Source organism: Cryobacterium sp. MDB1-18-1 (assembly GCF_004402735.1).
Lineage (GTDB): Bacteria > Actinomycetota > Actinomycetes > Actinomycetales > Microbacteriaceae > Cryobacterium > Cryobacterium glucosi.
In genome coordinates, this window is record NZ_SOFR01000037.1 from 1 (window position 1) to 22,219 (window position 22,219).

The 22,219-nt window shown below is 67.4% G+C and carries 17 protein-coding genes and 2 tRNA genes; 6 read left to right on the forward strand and 13 right to left on the reverse strand.

Annotation, left to right across the window (positions count from 1 at the left end):
- Positions 1-1,462: 1,462 nt before the first annotated feature.
- A complete protein-coding gene (locus E3O50_RS08590; RefSeq protein ID WP_134560733.1) occupies positions 1,463-2,578 on the forward strand; it encodes a site-specific integrase in 1,116 nt (371 codons plus the stop codon).
- Positions 2,579-2,631: 53 nt separating this feature from the next.
- On the opposite strand, the gene E3O50_RS08595 is transcribed toward E3O50_RS08590, so the two are convergent.
- The 5 genes from E3O50_RS08595 to serS form a co-directional block, all read right to left on the reverse strand.
- Positions 2,632-2,722: transfer RNA gene (locus E3O50_RS08595), tRNA-Ser, on the reverse strand.
- Between the two features lie 94 nt (positions 2,723-2,816).
- Positions 2,817-4,100, reverse strand: coding sequence for an LCP family protein (locus E3O50_RS08600; RefSeq protein WP_241975523.1), 1,284 nt, complete (start codon positions 4,098-4,100; stop codon positions 2,817-2,819).
- Between the two features lie 41 nt (positions 4,101-4,141).
- A tRNA-Ser gene (locus E3O50_RS08605) sits at positions 4,142-4,226 on the reverse strand.
- Positions 4,227-4,367: 141 nt separating this feature from the next.
- Complete coding sequence (locus tag E3O50_RS08610) at positions 4,368-5,177, reverse strand: HAD family hydrolase (RefSeq protein WP_134449151.1); 810 nt, start codon at positions 5,175-5,177, stop codon at positions 4,368-4,370.
- Positions 5,174-6,439 carry a serine--tRNA ligase gene (gene serS / locus E3O50_RS08615; protein ID WP_134560734.1) on the reverse strand — a complete coding sequence of 422 codons (1,266 nt, stop codon included), beginning with the start codon at positions 6,437-6,439 and terminating at the stop codon, positions 5,174-5,176. The genes E3O50_RS08610 and serS overlap by 4 nt, the downstream gene beginning before the upstream one ends.
- 48 nt (positions 6,440-6,487) lie before the next feature.
- Here serS and E3O50_RS08620 point away from each other — a divergent pair, with 48 nt between their 5' ends.
- Entirely contained in the window at positions 6,488-7,489 is a 1,002-nt protein-coding gene (locus E3O50_RS08620; RefSeq protein WP_134560735.1) for a diacylglycerol kinase family protein, read from the forward strand.
- A 168-nt stretch (positions 7,490-7,657) separates the two neighbouring features.
- Here the strand turns inward: E3O50_RS08620 and pheA are convergent, their stop codons facing one another.
- Entirely contained in the window at positions 7,658-8,593 is a 936-nt protein-coding gene (pheA, locus tag E3O50_RS08625) for a prephenate dehydratase (RefSeq protein WP_134560736.1), read from the reverse strand.
- A gap of 35 nt (positions 8,594-8,628) precedes the next feature.
- Between pheA and pgm the strand changes: the two genes are divergently transcribed.
- Positions 8,629-10,245, forward strand: coding sequence for a phosphoglucomutase (alpha-D-glucose-1,6-bisphosphate-dependent) (gene pgm, locus E3O50_RS08630; protein ID WP_134449155.1), 1,617 nt, complete (start codon positions 8,629-8,631; stop codon positions 10,243-10,245).
- Between the two features lie 85 nt (positions 10,246-10,330).
- Here the strand turns inward: pgm and E3O50_RS08635 are convergent, their stop codons facing one another.
- The 3 genes from E3O50_RS08635 to E3O50_RS08645 all read right to left on the reverse strand — a co-directional run bounded on the left by E3O50_RS08635 (position 10,331) and on the right by E3O50_RS08645 (position 13,543).
- Positions 10,331-11,095, reverse strand: a complete 765-nt coding sequence (locus tag E3O50_RS08635; protein WP_134560737.1) for an amidase domain-containing protein — start codon at positions 11,093-11,095, stop codon at positions 10,331-10,333.
- A 97-nt stretch (positions 11,096-11,192) separates the two neighbouring features.
- A complete protein-coding gene (locus tag E3O50_RS08640) occupies positions 11,193-12,599 on the reverse strand; it encodes an amidase domain-containing protein (protein WP_134564555.1) in 1,407 nt (468 codons plus the stop codon).
- Positions 12,600-12,697: 98 nt separating this feature from the next.
- A complete protein-coding gene (locus tag E3O50_RS08645; protein ID WP_134560669.1) occupies positions 12,698-13,543 on the reverse strand; it encodes a M15 family metallopeptidase in 846 nt (281 codons plus the stop codon).
- A gap of 155 nt (positions 13,544-13,698) precedes the next feature.
- Between E3O50_RS08645 and E3O50_RS08650 the strand changes: the two genes are divergently transcribed.
- Together E3O50_RS08650 and E3O50_RS08655 are read left to right on the forward strand one after the other, a co-directional pair.
- Positions 13,699-15,483: an MDR family MFS transporter gene (locus tag E3O50_RS08650; RefSeq protein ID WP_241975504.1), complete on the forward strand. Its 1,785-nt coding sequence runs from the start codon at positions 13,699-13,701 to the stop codon at positions 15,481-15,483.
- A gap of 80 nt (positions 15,484-15,563) precedes the next feature.
- Entirely contained in the window at positions 15,564-16,244 is a 681-nt protein-coding gene (locus E3O50_RS08655) for an NAD(P)-binding oxidoreductase (RefSeq protein ID WP_134560670.1), read from the forward strand.
- A 93-nt stretch (positions 16,245-16,337) separates the two neighbouring features.
- Here E3O50_RS08655 and E3O50_RS08660 read toward each other — a convergent pair whose 3' ends face one another.
- From E3O50_RS08660 to E3O50_RS08670, 3 genes are all read right to left on the reverse strand, one after another.
- Complete coding sequence (locus tag E3O50_RS08660) at positions 16,338-17,177, reverse strand: carbohydrate ABC transporter permease (RefSeq protein ID WP_134449266.1); 840 nt, start codon at positions 17,175-17,177, stop codon at positions 16,338-16,340.
- An 86-nt stretch (positions 17,178-17,263) separates the two neighbouring features.
- Positions 17,264-18,391, reverse strand: a complete 1,128-nt coding sequence (locus E3O50_RS08665; RefSeq protein ID WP_134449160.1) for a sugar ABC transporter permease — start codon at positions 18,389-18,391, stop codon at positions 17,264-17,266.
- 84 nt (positions 18,392-18,475) lie between these two features.
- On the reverse strand, positions 18,476-19,807 hold the full coding sequence (locus E3O50_RS08670) for an ABC transporter substrate-binding protein (protein ID WP_134560671.1): 1,332 nt from the start codon (positions 19,805-19,807) through the stop codon (positions 18,476-18,478).
- Positions 19,808-20,113: 306 nt separating this feature from the next.
- On the opposite strand from E3O50_RS08670, the gene E3O50_RS08675 reads away from it, so the two are divergent.
- Positions 20,114-21,142: a LacI family DNA-binding transcriptional regulator gene (locus E3O50_RS08675; protein ID WP_134560672.1), complete on the forward strand. Its 1,029-nt coding sequence runs from the start codon at positions 20,114-20,116 to the stop codon at positions 21,140-21,142.
- Between the two features lie 133 nt (positions 21,143-21,275).
- Here E3O50_RS08675 and E3O50_RS08680 read toward each other — a convergent pair whose 3' ends face one another.
- Complete coding sequence (locus tag E3O50_RS08680) at positions 21,276-22,199, reverse strand: LLM class F420-dependent oxidoreductase (RefSeq protein WP_134449163.1); 924 nt, start codon at positions 22,197-22,199, stop codon at positions 21,276-21,278.
- Positions 22,200-22,219 lie beyond the last annotated feature (20 nt).

Consider the following 22,219-nt stretch of genomic DNA (forward strand, 5'->3'; position numbering starts at 1 on the left):
CCCAAAACGTTAAACGAACGCTCAAAGGCGACAACGGTCGAGCCATCGACAACACCCCACGGAACTCAGGGTGTTGCTCTCACCACCTGAACTCGCCGCGGTGCACACCGCTAGTTATGAGACACCCCCAGCGGCGACGCGCGCACGTCTGCGCCTTCCGAGTGCTCACGGGGAAACCAGATCCAGAGAGCGCCCCCAGTGCCCAGCGGATTGCATCCATTTCTGCCAGTCGCACGACCAGTAGCCAATTGACCATTGCCTCGTCACGGTCTGTCCACTGCACCATCGTCGCAATCTCCGTCCGCTCTAAAACCAGTGATTTTCTGATTTACGTCGTCCTGTTTTCCTTGATCCTTGTTCTTGTTTTTTGTACTTAGTTTTGTTTATGTTTTTGTTTTTTCTTTTACTTATCTCTCTCATACACTTCTTCCTCTTTCCCTGTCCCACCGCTACCCCTTTACTTCCCAACCCCCCACACAATGCCGTTGGGTGTGGGGGGGTTGGGAAGCGAGCGCAGCGAGGGGGTCGCGGTGGGACAGGGAAAGAGGGCCCTTACCTATTCGTTTGGGTATTCGCTCTCAACGAATACCCAAACGAATACCCAAACGAATAGGCGGCCGCGATTTGCGCATCCCTAAGAACGCGATTTCGGCTTCAAACTTGCGCGACGAAATCGACGTCGCGCCACCGTCAAGTCACCGCGGCATGCCCCCACGTGCACACTGCTCGTAGTCCCATCGTCGGAGAACAGCGTTCACCATGGGGACCCGCACCCGGGCCTCAGCGGCGATGCCGGCGGCGTCCGTGCGTTGCTTCCGTCGCCGATGACGTGAGGCATTTGTCGGTCGCCAGGTCCTCGCCAAGGACGCATTGGATACCAAAGCGGATACGTGCGCGGTTGACGGTGCGATCCTCGAAGCTCCGCCAGCACTGACGGTATCGGGCACGCGAACTTGCGGCGAAGCGGCCTGGCAGCGGGCCGGTTGATCGGACCTGCATCGTGTGCGACGATGCCCGCGAAACGACCACAGTCAGGGCCGGCTGTCGGTATGGGCGAAGCCGCCGAGAGAGTTATCCACAGGCTCTTCTCGCGCGCGCGTACTGCTCCGTTTTTGTTCCTTCCTGTTCCTTACTGTTAGGGGGGTCATTTTCTGGTCCCCTTTGAGACAACTTTTTGGTCCCCTTCAGGGACGAATTTTTGGTCCCCAGGAGGGACGAATAATCGGCCCCCAAAGCGACGGACCGGCGGCGGTTATCCACAGGGGACCTCTCACGGACAGACGGAATTGGATGGTCCGTGGCGCTGGTCACTCTCCGATGACGGATGCAGTGTCGGTCGTCCTGGATAACGTGAGCATTGAGCGAACCCACGAGCAGGTGCACCCTTGAGATCGAGATCGCCGCTGACGGGCACTGTCTCGGCGGTCGCACTAGTCCGACTGGAAGGCTGGCCTGATTACACATGGCATCGATCACCTCGTACACGACGGCGGCCGGGAAGCGGTACCGGGTGCGGTACCGCCGACCCGACCACACGCAGACGGACAAGCGCGGGTTCAAGACGAAGAGGGAAGCCGAGCTCTTCACCGCGACCGTCGAGATTGCCATGGCGAGGGGCGAGTACGTCGAGGCCTCCGCCGCCAAGGTGACCATTGGCACTCTGGGAGCTGACTGGCTCGCTTCGCAGACGCACCTGAAGCCATCCTCCCTCCGTCCCATCGAGATCGCCTGGCGGCTCTACGTGGCGCCGCGCTGGGCGAGGATCTCCGTCAGCGGGGTCCGCCACAGCGACGTCCAGGCCTGGGTGTCGACGATGACGGGCACGCGCGGCGCCACGACCGTCATCCGGGCTTTCGGAGTCCTGGCGTCCATTCTGGACGTCGCGGTCCGGGACAAGCGCATTTCCACGAATCCCGCCCGCGGCGTGAACCTCCCCAGGAAGCCCAAGAAGGAGCATCGGTATCTCACTCACGAGGAGGTGGTGCGCCTCGCCGACAATTCCGGCATCCACCGCACGCTACTGCTCGTGCTCGCGTACACGGGGCTGCGCTGGGGCGAAGCCATCGGCTTGCGCGTGCGAGACGTCGACCTGGTCCGGAACCGGATATCCGTCAGCGTGAACGCCGTCGAAGTCGGCGGGATCATCGAGGTCGGGACGCCTAAGTCCGACAAGCGCCGCACAGTGGTATTCCCGGCATTCCTCACCCAGTCCCTGCTCGAGAACCTCACCGGCAAGGGCCCCAACGATCTGCTCTTCTCCGACAGCGCCGGGGAGCACCTCCGGCGAACACGCGTCAGTAGCGGCTCGAGGTCGTGGTTCAAGACGGCGCTCGTCGCCTCCGACCTGCCCGCAATGACCCTGCACGACCTGCGCCACACGGCCGCATCCCTCGCCATCGCGTCGGGAGCGAACGTGAAGGCGGTGCAGCGGATGCTCGGTCACGCGTCCGCGGCGATGACCCTGGACGTCTATGCCGACCTCTTCGATGACGATTTAGACGCCGTTGCAGTGGGCCTCAACCACGCCGCCGCTCCAGCAATTGTGGGCAAAATGTGGGCAAACCCACCCGGACCATGAAAAAGACCCCCGGACTTCCGCGTAATTACGCGGATCTCGGGGGCCTTACAGTGCGGAGACGGTGGGATTTGAACCCACGGTACCCTGTGAAGGGTACTCCACCTTAGCAGGGTGGTGCACTAAGCCGTACTATGCGACGTCTCCTTGGCGCCTGCGCAGAATTCACCGAGCAAACACACGAGTGTAATCATAACCGTACCGGCGGCATCCGTTTGCACGGGTGCCCGAAGGCCCGCGCCTACTGGTTGTTGAGGGTGCGGCCGACGGAGCAGGTCAGTTCCCCGGCGGTCTGGCCGGTCGCCGACTCCGACAGGGTCGTGGCGTCCGTCGGGGTGGGGATCGGGGTGGCGCCGGCGGATGCCGTGGGATCGGGCGTCGCGGAAGCATCCGTCGTCGCGGCGGGCGTCGGAGTCGCGGTCGCGCTCGGGTCGAGCGTCGCGCCGCGCCCCGTTGTGCCGCCGAGCTTGAGGGCCTTGTCGGCCGCGACCGCGGTGAAGAGTTCCTTGAAGTCGGGCTGGAGCGGGAGCACTCCGCCGGTCGTGCCGCCGGTGGGCACCTGCACGAAGACGACCTGGTTCAGGTCGATGTCCTTGAGCGCGACCGCGATCGACGCGATCACGGAGACGTTGTTGAGGCTATCGGAGAGCTTCATGTTGGCGGTCACGGCCTTCGCGAGCGAATACACCTTGAGCGGGTCCGACAGCGTGCTCGCGCTCTTGATGGTGCGCACCAGGGCCGACATGAAGACCTGCTGGTTGTTGATCCGGGTGAGGTCGCTGCCGTCGCCCACACCGTGGCGGGTACGGAGGAACTGCAGGGCCGCAACACCCTCGAGGGTGTGCATGCCGGGCTTGAGGAAGGTGCCGGTGTACTCGTCCTGGATCTCCTCGGCGACACAGACCGGTACGCCGCCGACGGCGGTGGACATGGCCATCACGCCGCTGAACTGGACCTCGGCCGCGAAGGGGATGGTCAGACCGGTGAGCTTCTCCACGGTGAGCACCGTGCAGGCGAGCCCGCCGTACGTGAGCGTGGTGTTGATCTTCTGGCGGCTCATCGAATTGAACGTGCCGCCGCTCGGGTCGGGGCAGGCCGGGATCGGCACGAACATGTCGCGCGGGAAGCTGATCACGGAGGCGTTGGTGTGGTCCTGCGAGATGTGCAGGAGCATGGTGACGTCGTTGAGGTCGCCGGTGGAGTCCTCCGGGCCGAACGACGGGTCCTGGCCCTTGCGGCTGTCACTGCCGACGATGAGGAGGTTGACGCCGCCTGTGATGGCGCCGATCTGCGGGACGGGGCCGTTCGTCTCATTGGCGAGGTGCACACCGGGCTGCGCGCTCGATGCGACGTCGAGGGTGGCGATCGCGGCGACGGAGACTCCGCTGACGAGCACGACGGCCATGGCCGCTGCGAGGAACTTGACGACGGTGACGACCGGGTTCGAGTGCTTCAACCGGCCGTGCCGCGCGATGGTGCTGAGCTTGTGGGATCGTGCGGAACGGAGTCTCGGTTGGTCGCTCACTCAGATCCCTTCTGTGGTGCCGGCCGGGTAACGGGTTCGTGCGGAGGGCGTGGGATTCGAACCCACGAGACATTTCTGTCCACCAGTTTTCAAGACTGGCTCCATCGGCCGCTCGGACAGCCCTCCCGTTCGCGGCCCGGTCCGGCGAAGAACGCCCGGTCGACAACACACGAATACCGACCGATTCTAGCCGATCGCGCCTTCCTCACCCTGCCAGCAGGCTGGGACGCCCGCAGCGAGGCGGTTCGGAGTGGTGCCGGAGCGGCGTCAGAGCGACGCGAGAACCGTGGCGAGGCCGTCGTCGAGCACGGCTCCCGTGATCTCCCCGGCCGCCGCGAGCACCTCATGGGGGGACTGGCCCATGGCAACGCCGCGGCCCTCGAGCCCGGCCCACTCGAGCATCTCGATGTCGTTGCGTCCGTCACCGACGGCCATCACCCGGGCACGGGGGATGTCCAGCTCGGCTCGGACCCGCTCCATTGCGGTGGCCTTGTTGACGCCGTCGGGCGCGATGTCGAGCCACGCGGTCCAGCCGATCGAGTAGCTCACCCGGTTGAGGCCCATCTGCTCGACGACCTGCAGGAAGTCTTCCATCTCGTGGTCAGGCGAGATGACGACGACGCGGGTGGCCTCGTGGCGGAGCAGCTCGTCGAACTCGACGTGTTCACTGTCGAGGCCGATGGTGGCATCCGGGAAGGGCTCGGTGTACCGGTAGAAGCCGTGCTCGTCTTCGACGGCGTAGCGTGCGTCGCCGAGGTGCGAGCGGATCGAGAGCAGCACCTCGCTCGGGTCGAAGGTCTCGACCCATTCGCGGCGATACCCGGTCGGCGCGGTCAGATCCCGGCGCAGGGTGATCGCGCCATTCGAGCAGACCACGTAGCGGGGCGTGATGTCGAGGCGCTCGAGCACCGGCAGGGTGGCCGCCGTCGAACGACCGGTTGCGAGCATGATCTCGTGCCCGGAGCGGGTGAGCCGCTGTACTTCTTCGAGCACGGCGGGGCTGATCGAACCGTCTTCGTGCACGGTGGTTCCGTCGATGTCGAGGGCGACGAGCCAGGGCGAGACGGTCGCGGTCATCGGATCGGCTCGAGGACTTCGAGGCCGCCGAGCCAGGGCCGCAGCGCCTCGGGGACGAGCACCGAGCCATCCGCTCGCTGGTGCGTCTCGAGAATCGCGACGATCCAACGCGTGGTCGCGAGGGTGCCGTTGAGGGTGGCGACCGGCGCGGTCTTGCCCGATTCGGTGCGATAGCGGATGTCCAGACGTCGGGCCTGGTACGTGGTGCAGTTGCTCGTGCTGGTCAGCTCGCGGTAGGCGTTCTGGGTGGGCACCCACGCCTCGATGTCGAATTTGCGGGCCGCGCTCGACCCGAGGTCGCCCGCTGCGACGTCGATCACGCGGTAGCTGAGACCGAGGGACTTCAGCATGCCCTCCTGCAGGGCGACGAGGCGGTCGTGCTCTGCCTCGGCGTTCTCGGGGAGGACGTAGGTGAACATCTCGAGCTTGTTGAACTGGTGCACCCGGATGATGCCGCGAGTGTCCTTGCCGCCGGAGCCGGCCTCGCGGCGGTAACAGGTGGACCAGCCGGCGTAGCGCAGCGGGCCATCATTCAGGTCGAGGATCTCGTCGGAGTGGTACCCGGCGAGCGCGACCTCGCTCGTGCCGGTGAGGTAGAGGTCGTCGGCGGGAAGGTAGTAGATCTCGTCGGCGTGCTCGCCGAGGAAGCCGGTGCCGTCCATGATCTCCGGGCGGACGAGCGTGGGCGTGATCAGGGGGATGAACCCGGCCTGGAGCGCGCGGTCGAGGGCCATGTTCATCAGGGCGATCTCGAGCCGGGCTCCGATGCCGCGCATGAAGTAGAAGCGCGCTCCGGACACCTTCGCGCCGCGGGCCATGTCGATCGCGCCGAGCATTTCGCCCAGCTCGAGGTGATCGCGGGCCTCGAAGTCGAAGGTGGGGATCTCGCCGTGGGTGCGGAGCGTGGTGAAGTTCTCCTCGCCTCCGGCCGGGACGCCGTCGATGATGGGATTGGCGAGGGTGCGGACGATCCCGGTGAAGTCCGCCTCGGCATCCGTCGCGGTCGCCGCAGCGGCCTTGACCCGGGCGGCGAGGGCCTGGGCCTCGGCGACGAGGGCCTTCTTCTCGGCGGGGGGCGCGCTCGCGACCTGCTTGCCGAACTGGTTCTGGGCGGCGCGCAGGTCTTCGTAGGCCTTGATCGAGGTGCGCCTGGCCGTGTCCGCGGCGAGCGCGGCGTCGACAGCTTCGACCGAAGCGCCCCGCGCCTTCTGCGAACGCTTGATCAGATCGGGATTCTCTCGCAGCAGTACAGGATCAATCACCGTGCCAGTCTACAAGCGCCCGCCGGAGCGCCTTGCTAGCCTTACCCCGTGAATACTCCCGGTGAGACTCCGAGCGGCCGTCGAGCGGCCGTCGTGTACAACCCGATCAAGGTTGACGTGGTCAAGCTCCGCGCGAGCGTCGCAGCGGCGGAGTCCGCCGCCGGGTGGTCGGGCACGGTGTGGCTGTCGACGACCGAGACGGATGCCGGTCAGCGGGCGACCCGGACGGCGATCGAACAAGGGGCATCCGTGGTGCTCGCGGCGGGAGGGGACGGCACCGTGCGCGCGGTCGCCGAGGCCCTGCGCGACACGGGCGTTGCCCTCGCGATCGTGCCGGCCGGCACGGGGAACCTGTTGGCCCGAAACCTGGCGCTGCCGCTCGCGAGCCTCGATGCGGCGGTGGAGATCGCGTTCAGCGGCGTGGACCGGGCGATCGACCTCGGCGTCGCAGTGCTCACCGACACCGAGGGCGAGAAGGCCGAACACGTCTTCCTGGTGATGGCCGGCCTCGGGCTCGATGCCCAGATGATCGCCAACACGAGCGCCGATCTCAAGAAACAGGTCGGCTGGCTCGCGTATGTCGATGCCGGAATGCGGGTGATCCCGAAGTCGAAGCCATTCCGCATCCGTTATAGCCTCGAGGGTCGCACCGACCGGCCGGCGCACGTGAGCACGATCCTGGTCGCGAACTGCGGGGTCCTGCCGGGCAACATCCAGTTCCTGCCCGATGCCCAGGTGGACGACGGGATTCTCGACATCGCCGTGCTGCAGCCCAAGGGCGTCCTCGGCTGGCTGACCATCTGGCGCAGGGTGACGTGGGAGAACGGCGTGCTGCGCCGCTCCGCGGTCGGGCGCAGGATCATCGCCCAGAGCGAGTCGAGCAACGAACGGGTGATGACGACGCTTCGGGGTTCACGGATCAGGATCGTGCTCGAGCACCCGCAGGAGTTCGAGATCGACGGCGACGAGTTCGGCCCGGTGCGCGCCGTCTCCCTGCGTGCCGACCCCGGCGCGCTCACGGTGCGGATGCCCGCGCCCGCTTCCGCGTAACGCCCCCCGGCCCCGCCCCACTCCGCCTGCTTTCCTGCTCGCGAGAGTACACTTTTGGCCCTTAAACCCGCGGTTTGAGGGCCAAAAGTGTACTCTCGCGGACCGAAGGAGACCGGGGAGCGGCGCGGAGCGGGCGGGGCGGGCGGGGCGGGCGGGGCGGAGTGCGGGTCAGGCGCCGCGGAGGAGGGCGTCGAGCCAGGCGCGCGCGCCGATGTAGACGTCGTCGTCGTAGCGCTTGGTGTACTCGTTCTGCTGCAGGTCGGCCCGGGGGTACGAGCCGAGGAAGATCACCTTCGGGCTGAACCGGCGCAGGCCGAGCAGGGCGTCGGCGACGCGTTCGTCGTGGATGTGCCCGTCGGCGTCGATCACGAACCGGTAGCGACCGAGCGCGTCGCCGATCGGACGCGACTGGATCAGCGAAAGGTTGACCCCGCGGGTCGCGAACTGCTCGAGCAATTCGAGGAGCGCCCCCGCGCGGTCCTCCGGCAGCTCGACGATGAGGCTCGTCTTGTCCGCACCGGTGCGTTCCGGGATCACGGTCGTGCGGCTGACCAGCACGAACCGGGTGACGGCGTTCGGGTTGTCACCGATGTCGGTGGCGAGAACCGTGAGGTCGAGATGGTTCTCGATCCCCGGAGGGGCGACCGCGGCATCCGCCTGTTCGGTCTCGAGCAGTGAGGTCGGCGCCGCCACATTGCTCGAGGCGGGGATGTGGCCGTGGTGCGGAACGTTCGTCTCGAGCCAGTTCCGGCACTGGGCGTATGCGACCGGGTGCGCGGCGACGATCTTCACGTCGGCAAGCGTCGTGCCCGGCCTGGCCACGAGCACGAAGTTCACCGGCACGAGATACTCGCCGATGATCCGGAGGTCCGGCACCTTCGCGAGCGCGTCCTGGGTGGCGGACACGCCGCCGTCGACGGAATTCTCGATCGCGATCATCGCGGCGACGCTGCGACCGGAGACGACGTCGGCGAGCGCCTCGCCCACGTTGTTGACGGAGCGCCAGGCCTGGCCGCGCGCCTCGGGCACCTGGGCGAGTGCCGCCTCGGTGAAGGTGCCCGCCGGCCCCAGGAAGCTGTAGCTGGCTTTGCGCGTCTCGGACATGGCTCACAGCCTACTTGCAGTGCCAGACTGGGGACATGAATGAACGTGCGGGCACTCCGGCCCTGGAATCAGACCTGATCGATGTCGACGCGCTGGTCAAGGCGTACTACGACCTGAAACCCGATGTGACCGTGCCCGCCCAACGGGTGGCATTCGGCACCTCCGGGCACCGTGGCAGTTCGCTGAACACGGCCTTCAACGAGAACCACATCATCGCGACGACGCAGGCCATCGTCGAGTACCGCACCAATCAGGGCATCACGGGCCCCCTTTTCATCGGGACGGACCCGCACGCGCTGAGCGCCCCGGCGTACACGACGGCGCTCGAAGTGCTCGTCGGCAACGGCGTGCGCGTCCTCGTCGACGAGTTCGACGACTACGTGCCCACCCCGTCGCTCTCGCACGCGATCCTCGCCTACAACCGGGCAGGGAACACCGATGAGGCCGACGGCATCGTCGTCACCCCCAGCCACAACCCCCCGACCGACGGCGGCTTCAAGTACAACCCCCCGCACGGTGGACCGGCCGACAGCGACGCCACCTCCTGGATCGCCGCGCGCGCCAACGAGCTCATCGCCGGCGGACTCGTCGACGTGAAGATGAGCGAACCGAGCGCGGTCGAGACCTACGACTTCCGCGGTGCGTACGTGAACGACCTCGAGAACATCATCGACATGGCCGCCATCAAGGCAAGCGGCATCCGCATCGGCGCAGACCCCCTCGGCGGCGCGAGCGTCGGCTACTGGGGAGCGATCCGCGACCGCTACGAGCTCAATCTCACCGTCACGAACCCCAAGGTCGACCCGACCTGGCGCTTCATGACCCTGGACTGGGACTCCAAGATCCGGATGGACCCGTCGAGCCCCTCCGCGATGGCCTCGGTCATCGCCCACAAGGACGACTTCGACATCCTCACCGGCAACGACGCCGACGCCGACCGGCACGGCATCGTCACGCCGGACGGCGGCCTGATGAACCCGAACCACTTCCTCGCCGTCGCGATCGACTACCTCTACAGCCACCGCGAGGGCTGGCGCGCGGACGCCGCGATCGGCAAGACGCTCGTCTCCTCGACGATGATCGACCGGGTCGCCGGCTTCCTCGGCCGCGACCTCTGGGAGGTGCCGGTCGGGTTCAAGTGGTTCGTGCCCGGGCTCATCGACGGTTCGGTCGCGTTCGGCGGCGAGGAGAGCGCCGGTGCGAGCTTCGTGCGCTTCGACGGCACGGTCTGGACGACGGACAAGGACGGTATCCTGCTGGCCCTGCTCGCCTCCGAGATCCTCGCCGTCACCGGCAAGAGCCCGAGCCAGCGCTACGCCGAACTCGTCGAGCACTTCGGCGACCCGGCGTACGCCCGGGTGGATGCCGCGGCGACGCCCGCGCAGAAGGCCCAGCTCGGCAAGCTCGACGGCGACGCGATCACCGCGACCGAACTCGCCGGCGAGAAGATCCTCGCGAAGCTCAGCCACGCCCCAGGCAACGGGGCCGCGATCGGCGGCCTCAAGGTCGTCACCGAGAACGCCTGGTTCGCCGCCCGGCCGAGCGGCACAGAGGACGTCTACAAGATCTACGCCGAGTCCTTCAAGGGCCCGGAGCACCTCCGCCAGGTGCAGCTCGAGGCGAAGGCGATCGTTGACGCCGCCATCGCGTAGACACTTTCGTTGACGGATGCCGTCGCGCACGTTCGCCGGTCGGCGGGCGCGGGCGGCGGCATCCGTCGTGTGACGCGGCCGGTGGTTAGGGAATGCTCCAGTAGTACGCGGTGGCGCCCGGGTGCTTCACGGTGATCGCGTAGTCGACGGAACGGTAGTCGGTGTCGTCGGTGTGGCCTGCGTAGTAGATGACGATGTCGTCGCCGCTGCCCTCGATGCGGGTCACGACGCCGGTGTGGTCGCGGTCGCCCGAGTTGTCCCAGTCGAACTGCACGACGTCGCCGACCTTGACCTGGTCGCGCTGCTGGTCGGTGAGCGCGGTCGCACGCCCAGAGCTCGCGAGGTAGTTGCGGAACGCGGTCGAGCTGACCCAGGCGTTCGAGTGGGTGAAGGACGAGCCGGTGCCCTTGGACCACCAGCTGCCGTCCATGGCCCAGCCGCGCTGGATCAGGGACTGGCTCGTGAAGTTGACGCAGTCGTTGTCGGTGACGACGCCGTAGTCCGCCGTGTTGTAGTTCGTCCAGTGCGCGATCATGTAGTCGACCTGGGCCTGCACTCCGCCGGTCGAAGCCGCCGCGACGGGGGCGGGCGCGGCGGTCGTCACGGGCGACGGAGCGGGTGTCGGCGTTGCGGTCGCGACAGGCGCGGTGTCGACGGCGACGGGAGCACCGGCATCCGCCGGCGTCGCCCGAGGGGTCGCGGTGTCTGTGGGGGTCACCGATGTGGCGATCTCCGCTCGCGCCGAGTCTGAATCGTCGTCGCCCCAGGATGCGACGGCGGCGGTGCCGATCACGAGAGCAGCGAACGCGAGCGCGGCTGCGCTGATGCGAAAGCGTCGGGTGAACTGCACGAATTCCTCGTCTCATTTGGGGGGGGATATATCCAGATAATCACACTTCAATGGGAAAACTGCCCGCCAAGCTATGAAGTGTCGCTGAATCGCCGGGCTAGGCGACGCTCCAGTAGCTCACCGTTCCCCCGGTGTTCGCGAGGGATTCCTCGACGGACTTGTCGAGGCTATCTTCGGTGTGACCTGCGTAATAGAGGTGCGTTCCCGAGGCGTCCTTGACGACGCGGGTGACGATTCCGGTGTGGTCTTTGTCGCCGGAGCGGTCCCAGTCGAATTGCACGATGTCGCCCACCTTGACCCGGCTGCTTTCGCCGGCGGTGAGCGGCGTGGCACGCTCGGGGTGGGCGGACAGGTACGCGGCGAACGCGGTCGAGCTCGACCAGGCGGAGCTGTATCCGGCGCCTGCAGCGCTATAGGACCACTCGGCGTCCATCGTCCACCCGCGCGCGATCAGCGACTGGCTCGTGAAGTTGACGCAGTCGTTGCCGCCGATGGCGCCGTAGACGGCGGAGTTGTATGAGTTCCAGTGGGCGCGCACGTAGCCGATCTGGGCCGTGATGCGCGGGTCGGGGACGTACTGGAAGGTGAGCGGGCTCACGCCGGCGGCGACGGCCACAGCGGGTGCGGTGTCGGCCGCGGCGCCGGTGCTCGCGAGGGCGCTCGCTGCGCCGCTCGGGGCCGGGGTCGGGGTCGCGGCGGCGAGGGGGGCCGCGGCATCCACGAGGGGCGTGATCGCCTGCGAGAGCGACGCGACNACGAGGGGCGTGATCGCCTGCGAGAGCGACGCGACCGAAGACGCCTTCGACGCGGCGGCTGCTGTCGCGGCCGCTGCGGCGGCGTTCGCGGCATCCGCAGGGGTGCTCGCGACGGGAACGATCGCCCCGGTGCTGTCGACGAGCGAGACCGCCACGGAACCGGTGCCGTAGTCGGTCGACGCGGGCGTCGAGATGGTGACCGTCGTGTCGGTCGCCGAGAGCACGGTGCCGGCGTTGCCGCCGAAGCTCACGCCCGACACTCCCGCGAGCCCGGAGCCGGTGACGCTCACGACCGTTCCGCCGGTGACAGGTCCGGCAGAGCCGCCGTCGCCGGCGCTCACCGCGCTGTAGATGACGGGGCTGCCGGCCACGACGGGCACGGCGGCCACGACACTCGCCGGCACCGGGCGCGAGGCCGCGAGTGGGGCGGATGCCGCGGTGGCGACCCCGGGGGACGCCTGGCTCGAGAGCGGGACGAAGAGGCCGAAGCACAGGCTGGCGGCGGCGGCCGAGCCGGCCAGCCAGATCAGCGGGCGGTGGCCGGACGGCGCCTTCTCGAGGCGGTGCCGGGAACGGACGACGCCGAGGGAGTCGGAGGAGCGGGCGGCGGTCGCCAGGGAGCCTGTCGACAGGGAGTCCGAGGACGGCGAATCGGTCGGCCGTGGAGGGCTGATGGGGCGGAGGGGCAGTGGATCTTCCCGGCGATGGCGGGAGCGGGCGGGACCTTCAGGACGTGTATGGGGGCGCACGAAATCGTTTCTGGACGGCGGACGGGGACCCGACATGCGAACACGCGCACATGCCAGAACCCTGTGCGGAACCTCCGAAACCCATGCGTGAGCCGGACCTAGTGATAGGTCGGGGCCGCCGGGAGACCGAAGAATTCCTCGAGAGTGGTCACGCCATCCGTGTGCATTTCGGTCGCGAGGTCGACGCCGATGTAGCGGAAATGCCACGGTTCATACGCGTAGCCGGTCACGGCGACCTTGTCCTCCGGATAACGGAGCAGGAAACCGTATTTCCAGGCGTTGTGCGCGAGCCAGGTGCCCTGGGGAGTCGCCCCGAAGCAGGCGTCGAGGGAGCAACTCGCCGGCAGGGCGCTGATGTCGATCGCGAGGCCGGTCTGGTGTTCGCTCGTGCCCGGCCGGGCGGTGCTCGTGTCCGCGACGGCCTGCCCGTGGGCCGAGACGTCGTCGTTGTACACCGCGACCTGGGTGGGATAACTGCGGTAGGAACTCTGCGACTGCAGCTGCAGCCCGGTCTCGGCCGTGAAGGCGGCGAAAAGGGCCACGACGGCGTCGGATGCCTCCCGGCGGAGCTGCGGTTCCCAGACGTGCGGCACGGGCACGGTCACGAGGTCCGGCGGGGTGTAATCGGCCGGCTGCAGGGGGCGGTCCTTGTCGACGACGACCCAGATGCTGGTCGGGTCATCGTGCGAACGCGCCGCCTTGTCGAAGCGCGGGACCAACGCTATCGGCGTCGGTGATGCGGTCGGGGCCGGGCGCGCGGCATCCGTGGGTGTCGGCCGGTCGCCGGGCGGGTGCGTCGCGGGAGACCCGGGGTCTGGCGTCGCGGCGGGCAGCGCCGTTGCGACGGATGCCGGGGCGTGCGTCGCGAAAAAACCGAGCGCGACGGCCCCGCCGGCCACGAGAACGGCAGCGAGGGAGATAGCCGTGATCCGTCGCCAACCCATCCTGTATGAACCCCCCGTTTGACCTTCTGTACGCACGCTCATGAGCCTAGTCCCGGGACTCGCCCCACGAGCGTGCCGAAACACCCCCCAACGGCCGGGAACGGGGTCCGGGAATCTGTTGATGATTCCCTGCCCGTCGTGTAACTTTGCAGACGATGCAAACTCCTCCCGCTTCCGCCTCCTCGCCCGCCTCCGCTCCCCTGATGTCGCACCGGCAGATCCTGTTCGTCATCTTCGGCCTGATGGCCGGGATGTTCCTGTCGGCTCTCGACCAGACCATCGTCGGGACGTCGATGCGCACCATCGCCGACGACCTCGACGGAATGTCGCTGCAGGCCTGGGTGACGACCGCGTACCTGATCGTCTCGTGCATCAGCACGCCGATCTACGGCAAACTCAGTGACATCTTCGGGCGCCGGCCGCTGTTCCTGATCGCGATCACCGTGTTCCTGATCGGGTCCCTCCTGGCCGGGATGTCGCACTCGATGTATGAGCTTGCGGTATTCAGGGCGATCCAGGGCCTCGGCGCCGGCGGCCTGATGGCCCTTCCGCTCACGATCATGGGCGACATGCTCGCGCCGCGGGAGCGCGCCAAGTACCAGGGCTACTTCCTCGCCGTCTTCGGCATTTCGAGCGTCATCGGCCCGCTCATCGGCGGTGTCCTCTCCGGCGCGACGACGATCCTCGGCATCACCGGCTGGCGGTGGGTGTTCCTGATCAACATCCCGATCGGCATCGTCGCGCTCATCATCGTGATCCGCTTCCTGCACATCCCGCACTTCAAGCGTCCCGTACGGATCGACTGGTGGGGTGCCGTTACGGTCATCGTCGCCGCAGTGCCGCTGCTGCTCGTCGCCGAACAGGGCCGCACCTGGGGCTGGTGGTCGTTCACCTCGGTCGCCTGCTACGTGACCGGCATGCTCGGCATCGTGCTGTTCATCGTGGCCGAGCGACTGATGGGCGATGACGCGCTCATCCCGCTCAAGCTCTTCCGGTCGGCGACGTTCTCGATGGCGACCGTGCTCGGCGTCTTCGTCGGTTTCGGAATGTTCGGCGCGATGATGACCGTCCCGCTCTACCTGCAGCTCGTGAACGGCGCCACCCCGACCGAGAGCGGCTTCATGATGCTCCCGATGATCCTCGGCCTGATGATCTCCTCGATCGTGAGCGGCCAGATCATCGCCCGCACCGGCAAGTACCGCGTCTTCCCCACGGTCGGCACCGCGTTCATGGCCGGCGGGTTCTTGCTCTTCACCTTCGCGACCGCGGACAAGCCGGTCTGGTTCATGATGACGGGCATGCTCCTCGTGGGTCTCGGTCTCGGCCAGCTCATGCAGACGCTGACCATCGCGAGCCAGAACTCGGTGGGACCGCGGGACATCGGCGTCGCGACATCCGCTTCGACGTTCTTCCGTCAGATCGGTGGCACGCTCGGCACCGCCGTGCTGTTCTCGGTGCTCTTCACCCGCATCCCGGACACCCTCGGCGCGGCATTCGGCAATCCGACGATCGTCGCCGGCGTCAAGGCGGCCGCCTCCGATCCGGCCGTGCTCGCCGACCCAGCCAACGCCGGCATCCTGGCCCTGTTGCAGAAACCGGCCGGGCTCGGGACGGCCCTCGACGGGGACACCTCGTTCCTGAACGCGGCGGACCCTCGGCTCTCGCAGCCTTTCCTCGTCGGCTTCAACGACGCCACGGTCACGGTGTTCTGGGTGAGCCTCGTCGTCGTGCTGATCGCCTTCGCACTGAGCCTCTTCCTCAAGGTCGATCCGCTCCGCAAGACGAGCGCCATGCAGGAAGCGGCCGACGAGCACGCCGCGACACAGGCAACCGAGCGGGCCTCCGAGGCCATGATCGCGCAGCACGCCGCCGACACGATGGGAGCCCTCGTCGAGCCGGGGCTCGACACCGACGAATTCGAACGCCCGGGCCGCGCCTGACACGGGCGCCCGACACGGGCGGTTGGCGGGCGGATGCCGGGCGCGGGAATTCGGGAGCGCCCGGCGGCGTTGTCCTTGATATGCGTATTGTAATTGCAGGTGGACACGGAAAGATCGCCCGGCTTCTGACCCGGGACCTCACGGCTGACGGCCACGAGGTGATCGGACTGATCCGGAACCCGAACCAGGCGGACGACCTCCGCACCGACGGCGCGACCCCGGTCGTGCTCGATCTCGAGGCAACGACTCCCGCCGAGCTCACGGAGGTTCTGTCCGGGGCCGACGTGGCCGTCTTCGCCGCAGGCGCAGGCGGGGGCAGCGGCGACGCGCGCAAGACGAGCGTCGACCTGGGGGCATCCGTTCTACTCGCCGATGCGGCGGAGACAGCAGGCGTGCGCCGGTTCCTGCAGGTCTCGTCGACCGGGGCCGACCTCGTGCGCGACGACGCCGAGCCGGCCGGAGTGCCCGCGGACTTCGTGGCCTACCTCCGTGCCAAGCTCGCCGCGGAGGAGGATCTCGTGCGCCGGGACCTCGCCTGGACGATCGTGCGCCCGGCCGGTCTCACTGACGAGCCGGCCGCCGGGCTCGTGACCCTCGAGCACACCGGTCCGGGTATCCCGGAGGTGCGCGGCACGATCCCGCGCGCGGACGTCGCGGCGGTGCTCGCCGCGCTCATCGTCTCGGGCTCCGGCGCCCTCGAGACGCTGTACCTGGTCTCCGGCCGCACGCCGGTCCAGGCCGCGGTCTCCGCCCTCGCCTGACCGGCGCTGTAGACCGCGAAAGCGGGTGAATCGTCGTTCTCACCATTCGAGAACGACGATTCACCCGCTTTCGCGTTTCTGATCGGACGGGAATCAGCCCTTGACGGCGCCCGCCATGATGCCGGAGATGAGCTGCTTGCCGGCGAGGACGAACAGGATCAGCAGGGGAAGCGTCGCGAGCACGGCGCCGGCGAGGACGACGGAATAGTCCACGTACTTGGCGGACTGGAGCTGGCTGAGCGCGACCTGGAGTGTCGGGTTCTGCGGGGACACGATCATCGGCCAGAGGAAGTCCGTCCAGGCCATCATGAAGGTGAACAGCGAGAGGATCGCCATCGCCGGTCGTGCCGCGGGCACCGCGACGTTCCAGAAGGTCGTGATCATGTTCGCGCCGTCGACACGGGCTGCCTCGATGAGCTCGTCGGGGATGACGTCGACGAGGTACTGCCGCATGAAGAACACGCCGAACGCGGTGACGAGGGTCGGGATGATGATGGCACCGACGGAACCGGTCCAGCCGAACTGACGCATCAGGATGAACAACGGGATGATCCCAAGCTGGGTGGGAATCGCCATGGTCCCGACGACGAAGACCATCAGCCCGTTGCTGCCTCGGAAGCGCAGCTTCGCAAAGGCGTAGCCGGCGAGCGTGGAGAACGAGACCACGGAGACCGTGATGATCGTCGACACCACGACGCTGTTGAGCAGCGCCTGCCAGAACGGGATCGTGTCGAAGACGGCGGCGACGTTGATCCAGAACTGTCCGCCCGGGAGGAGCGGCGGCCATTCCTGGCTCAATACGGATGACGAGCTCGAGCCGACGACGACCGACCACCAGAGCGGGTACGCACCACCGAGGAACAGGGCGAGCAGGATGCCGTACGTGAGGAAACCGGGTCGTCTGTCGATCCCCAGGCCCTTGTGGCCCTTCATCCGCCCGGCGGGGTTCTTCTCGGCGCGGGGCTTGACGGGCCGGGCCGGCCGAACCGGCTCGGTGGGAGTTGGGGTGAGTGTGCCGGTCATGATCTGGGCTCCTTCGCGCCGGTGGGGAGCGTGCTGGATGGAGGGGAATCAACGGGCTCGCCCGCTCCGGATGCCGCCAGTGCAGCCTCCCGGTCGGCCGCGGCCTTGCGTCGCAGCACCCGTTTCGCAGACTTGACGTCCGTGCGGGAATCCGTGGTGGCGATGCGCTGAGAAATCAGGAAGTTCAGGACGCCGAACGCCACGATGATGAGGAACAGGATGAAGGCGACGGCCGAGGCCTTGCCGAAGTTCTGCCGCTGGAACGCCATCTCCCAGAGATAGAGCACGGTGGTCTGGAATTGCCGGTGGGCGCCGCCCGGCGTCGGGGTCGTCGCATCGTACAGGCGAGGCTCCGTGAAGATCTGCAGGCCACCGATGGTGGCGGTGATGATCACGAAGATCATGGTGGGGCGGATGCTCGGCAGCGTGATCGAGAAGAACCTGCGGAAGAATCCGGCCCCGTCGAGGGCTGCCGATTCGTGGATGTCGCGCGGCACCGATTGCATGGCGGCGAGGAGGATGAGGGCGTTGTACCCGGTCCAGCGCCAGTTCACCATGCTGGCGATCGCGATGTGACTGGGGAAGACATCCGTCTTCCACATCACCGGATCGACGCCGACGAAGCTCAGGAGGTGGTTGATCATGCCGTTCTGCTCGCTGAACATGTTCGAGAAGATCAGCGCGACGGCGACCGGAGTCACCACGTACGGGATCAGGACGCTCATGCGCCAGAAGGTCTTGGCCCGCAGGTTCTGGTCGAGAACCGCGGCGATGAAGGTCGCGGCGATGAGCTGCGGGATGCTCGAGAGCAGGAAGATGCTCATCGTGTTGAACAGCGAGTTCCAGAACAGCGGGTCGTTCAGTTCGGCGGCGTAGTTGTCGAATCCGACCCACTCCCCCGGGCCGCTCAGCAGGTTCCAGTGGTTGAGCGACACCACGAAGGTGTACACCAGCGGGAACAGGCCGACGACGCCGAAGAGCACGAAGAACGGCGAGATGTACAGGTAGGGCGAGAGCTTCACGTCCAGGCGGCTGAGTCGGTGCTTGTAGGTGAGGGCGCTCTTGCGACCGGTACGGTCGGGCCGCGGCGGGCTGCTGGCTTCTGGTTCACGTGTGAGTGTCATGGTGGCTTTCTGCCTTCGAGCGGGAGTGCCCCGGCGCCTGCGGGCGCAGGTACCGGGGCACTCCCACCGAGCGGATGCTTGCTGCTACTTGTTGACGATGAGCTGGTTGAACAGCGTCATGGCGTCGGACCAGGCCTTGTCGCCTGACACGCCCTGATCGAGGGAGATCGTGGACGGTCCGAAGACCTTCTCCTGGATCGTGGAGTCATCCGGTCCCTTGTACTGGGCCTTCACGCCATCGGCGCGCTTGCTCAGGATGGATGCGATCGGTGCGTCGTTGAAGAAGGCCGAGATGCCGGTCCCCGCAGCGAGTGCAGGATCGGTCTGGGCGGCCGTGACGCTCGGGAACGCGCCTGCCGCCTGGAATTCGGCGACTTCCTGCTTGGCGTCGGTCAGCCAGGTGGCCAGTTCAGCGGCTTCCTTCGGGTGCTTCGACTGCGTCGGAACGGTCAGGAACGACCCGCCCCAGTTGGCGGCTCCTCCGGGGAAGACGTCGGCGAAGTCCCAGCCGGCCGTCGCGCCGACGGCGTCGCCGCCGGCGGTCTTGACCTGGCCCTGGACGACTCCGAGCATCCAGCCCGGGCACATGAAGGTTGCGAAGGTGCCGTCGGTGAACGACGTGCCCTTGTTCCAGTCCCACTGGGTCTGCTTGGCGGAGAGGCCGGCCGCGTTTGCGGCGGCGAGCTTCGTCCATGCGGACTTCAGGTCTGCGTTGTTCTCGACGTTGAGCTTGCCGTCCTTGGTGTAATAGCCCTCGGGGAGCTGGTTGACCATCGAGTTCCAGATGAAGCCGGACTGGTCGAACCACGCCTTGCCGGTTGCCTTCTGGTACTGCTCGCCCACCGCGAAGTACTTGTCCCAGGTGGAGCCGCTGCCCCCGAGCAGGGTGGCGACTGCGGCGCGGTCGGTCGGGAGACCGGCTGCTGCGAAGGCCTTGCTGTTGTAGCAGATGCCCTCCGGGCCGATGTCCGTGCCGTATCCGATGATGCGACCGTCCTTGTCGGTGGCCTGGTCGACCTTCCACGAAACCCAGCGGTCCTTGACCGAGTCTGCACCGTAAGCCTTGAGGTCGGTGAACTGGCTCGAGACGTTCTGAATCGCGCCCAGCCAGCCTTCCTCGACGGCGAGAACGTCGGAGAGGCCGCTGCCTGCCGCGATCTTGGTGAAGGCATCCGTCTGGGCATTGCCACCGGTGTCGATGTTGTTGGCCTTGATGGTGATGCCGGGGTGCGAGGCCTCGTACTGGGCGTAGAGAGCATCCATGCCCATGGTGCCGAACGTCGTGACGGTCAGTTCGACCGGTGCGGCACTGGCTGAGGTGCCGGTTCCTGCCGATGAACAGCCCGTCGCAATGAGGGCGAAGGATGCGGCGCAGGCTACTGCTGCCCCGACCTTGGTGCGTCGTGAGAACTTCACTGTCACTCCTTTGTGTGCGTGTTTGTGCGTGTGTGTAATGCGAGAAATGTGTGTTGCAAGCGACCGGCGCCTGGCGGGTGGCTCTCAGGGAGAGGCGCCCGTCCAACGGGGTTGTGAGAGCGCTCTCATTTTGGTATGAGAGCGCTCTCACTGATCAACGCAACACTAGGTCACCCACCGATCCCTTGTCAAGGCGACACGAAACCCATTCGGCCGCGACCCTGCGGAGTGCCCCGCGCCCGCCTCGGGACGGCGCTCCGGCTCCGGTGTGCCAGCGCGCTGCGCGCATCCAAATAGACTGACCCCATGACATCGGGAGTCCGCAACGCGCGTCCGCCGCAGCCGACGCTCGAAATGGTGGCGGCCGAGGCCGGCGTGTCCCGCGCCACCGTGAGCCGCGTCGTCAACGGGTCGCCCAAGGTGCGGCCGGAGGTCGTCGTGTCGGTCACGGCCGCGATCGAACGGCTCAATTACGTGCCCAACCGCGCTGCCCGCTCGCTTGCCAGCCGGCAGACCCAGTCTGTCGCCCTCGTCGTGCCGGAAGACATGACGAAGTTCTTCGGCGATCCCTACTTCGCCGCCGTCGTGCAGGGCATCACCCAGCGCCTCGACGAGAGCGACTACACGCTCAACCTTCTGGTCGCCTCGACTGACCCGCGTCACAAGACCATGCGTTACCTGCGCGCGGGAAACGTCGACGGGGCACTCGTCATCTCGCACCACACCGGGGACAACTTCGTCGCCGACCTCGAATCCACGATGCCGGTCGTCTTCGGTGGGCGCCCGACCAACGACTCCGGCGCGAACAACTACTTCGTCGACGTCGACAACATCGCGGGCTCCATGAGCGGCGTCCAGCACCTTGTCGACATCGGCAGGCGCCGGATCGGCACGATCACCGGGCCCGTCGACATGCCGGCAGGCATCGACCGCCTCACCGGGTTCCGCCGGGTGCTCGAGAACGCGGGCCTCGCGACGGATGCCGTCGAGCACGCCGACTTCACGGCCTCCGGTGCCGCGGCGGCCACCCGCCGCCTGCTCGAGCGCTGCCCGGACATCGACGCCCTCTTCGTGGCGAGTGACCTGATGGCGACCGGCGCGCTCGGCGTCCTCGCCGAGCTGGGCAGGGCCGTGCCGAGGGACATCGCGGTTGTCGCATACGACGACAGCCCGGCAGCCACCTCGGGGCCGATCGGGATGACCACCGTGAGCCAGCCCTCGAAGGAGATGGGCTTCGCAATGGCGGACCTGCTCCTGCGCCTGCTCGCGGACGACGAGACCGTGCCGCACCACAACATCATGCCGACCAGCCTGGTGCTGCGCGAGTCCGCCTGACCCGCTCCGCAGCATCCGCCCCGCACCGCCCCCTGCTCGCGAGAGTGCACTTGTGGCCCTTAAACCCGCGGTTTAGGGGCCGAAAGTGTACTCTCGCGGAACTTCGCGCCCGGCCACAGCCGCGCTCGAACGCTCAGGGAAGCCGGGGTGCGACCTCGCGGGCGATGAAGTCGAGGTGGTCCAGGTCGGCGAGGTCCATGATCTGAAGGTAGACGGTGTCGACGCCGGCTTCTGCGAGGGCGCCGAGACGGTCGACGATCTCCGCGGCGGTACCGGCGAGGCCGTGCTCGCGCAGCTCGGCGGGCTCCCGGCCGACCGCGGCGGCCCGGCGTGCGAACTCGGACTCATCGCGCCCGGCGACCGCGATGAGCGCCACGGAATAGTGCAACTCCCCCGGGTCCCGCCCGATCGTCGCACACGCCGCCCGCACGCCGGCGAACTTGCCGGGGATATCGGCGAACTCGGGGAACGGCAGGTTGAACTCGGTCGCGAAGCGGGCCGCGAGGGCCGGGGTGCGCTTCGCCCCGCCGCCGCCGACGATCACGGGAACCCGCTGCTGGGCGGGTTTCGGGAGGGCGGGGGAATCGACGAGGGTGTAATGCTCACCGGTGAAGTCATATCGATCGCCGACAGGCGTCTCCCAGAGCCCGGTGACGATTTCGAGCTGCTCCTCGAGCATGCCGAAGCGTTTGGCCGGGAACGGGATGCCATAGGCGAGGTGCTCCTTCTCGAACCAGCCGGTGCCGAGCCCGAGCTCGACCCGGCCTCCCGACATCTGGTCGACCTGGGCGACCTGGATCGCGAGGATCCCCGGCGCCCGGTAGGTCACCGAGGAGACGAGGGTGCCCAGGCGGATGCGGCTGGTCTCGCGGGCGAGTCCGGCGAGGGTCGTCCAGGCATCCGTCGGTCCGGGCAGCCCGCCGCCGTCGCCCATGACCATGTAGTGGTCTGAGCGGAAGAACGCATCGAACCCGAGCGCCTCTGTGGCCTGCGCGACCGCGAGGATGTCGTCGTAGCTGGCGCCCTGCTGGGGTTCTGTGAAGATGCGGAGTCTCATCCGTCCAGTCTCCCAGACGG

Excerpts from the sequence above, each read along its gene's own strand:
- E3O50_RS08660 (WP_134449266.1), bottom strand. The coding sequence starts at position 17,177 with ATGAAGGGCCACAAGGGCCTGGGGATCGACAGACGACCCGGTTTCCTC.
- pgm (WP_134449155.1), top strand. The coding sequence starts at position 8,629 with ATGAATGAACGTGCGGGCACTCCGGCCCTGGAATCAGACCTGATCGAT.
- pheA (WP_134560736.1), bottom strand. The coding sequence starts at position 8,593 with ATGTCCGAGACGCGCAAAGCCAGCTACAGCTTCCTGGGGCCGGCGGGC.
- E3O50_RS08665 (WP_134449160.1), bottom strand. The coding sequence starts at position 18,391 with ATGACACTCACACGTGAACCAGAAGCCAGCAGCCCGCCGCGGCCCGAC.
- E3O50_RS08645 (WP_134560669.1), bottom strand. The coding sequence starts at position 13,543 with ATGGGTTGGCGACGGATCACGGCTATCTCCCTCGCTGCCGTTCTCGTG.
- E3O50_RS08675 (WP_134560672.1), top strand. The coding sequence starts at position 20,114 with ATGACATCGGGAGTCCGCAACGCGCGTCCGCCGCAGCCGACGCTCGAA.
- E3O50_RS08590 (WP_134560733.1), top strand. The coding sequence starts at position 1,463 with ATGGCATCGATCACCTCGTACACGACGGCGGCCGGGAAGCGGTACCGG.
- E3O50_RS08610 (WP_134449151.1), bottom strand. The coding sequence starts at position 5,177 with ATGACCGCGACCGTCTCGCCCTGGCTCGTCGCCCTCGACATCGACGGA.
- E3O50_RS08680 (WP_134449163.1), bottom strand. The coding sequence starts at position 22,199 with ATGAGACTCCGCATCTTCACAGAACCCCAGCAGGGCGCCAGCTACGAC.
- E3O50_RS08655 (WP_134560670.1), top strand. The coding sequence starts at position 15,564 with ATGCGTATTGTAATTGCAGGTGGACACGGAAAGATCGCCCGGCTTCTG.
- E3O50_RS08650 (WP_241975504.1), top strand. The coding sequence starts at position 13,699 with ATGCAAACTCCTCCCGCTTCCGCCTCCTCGCCCGCCTCCGCTCCCCTG.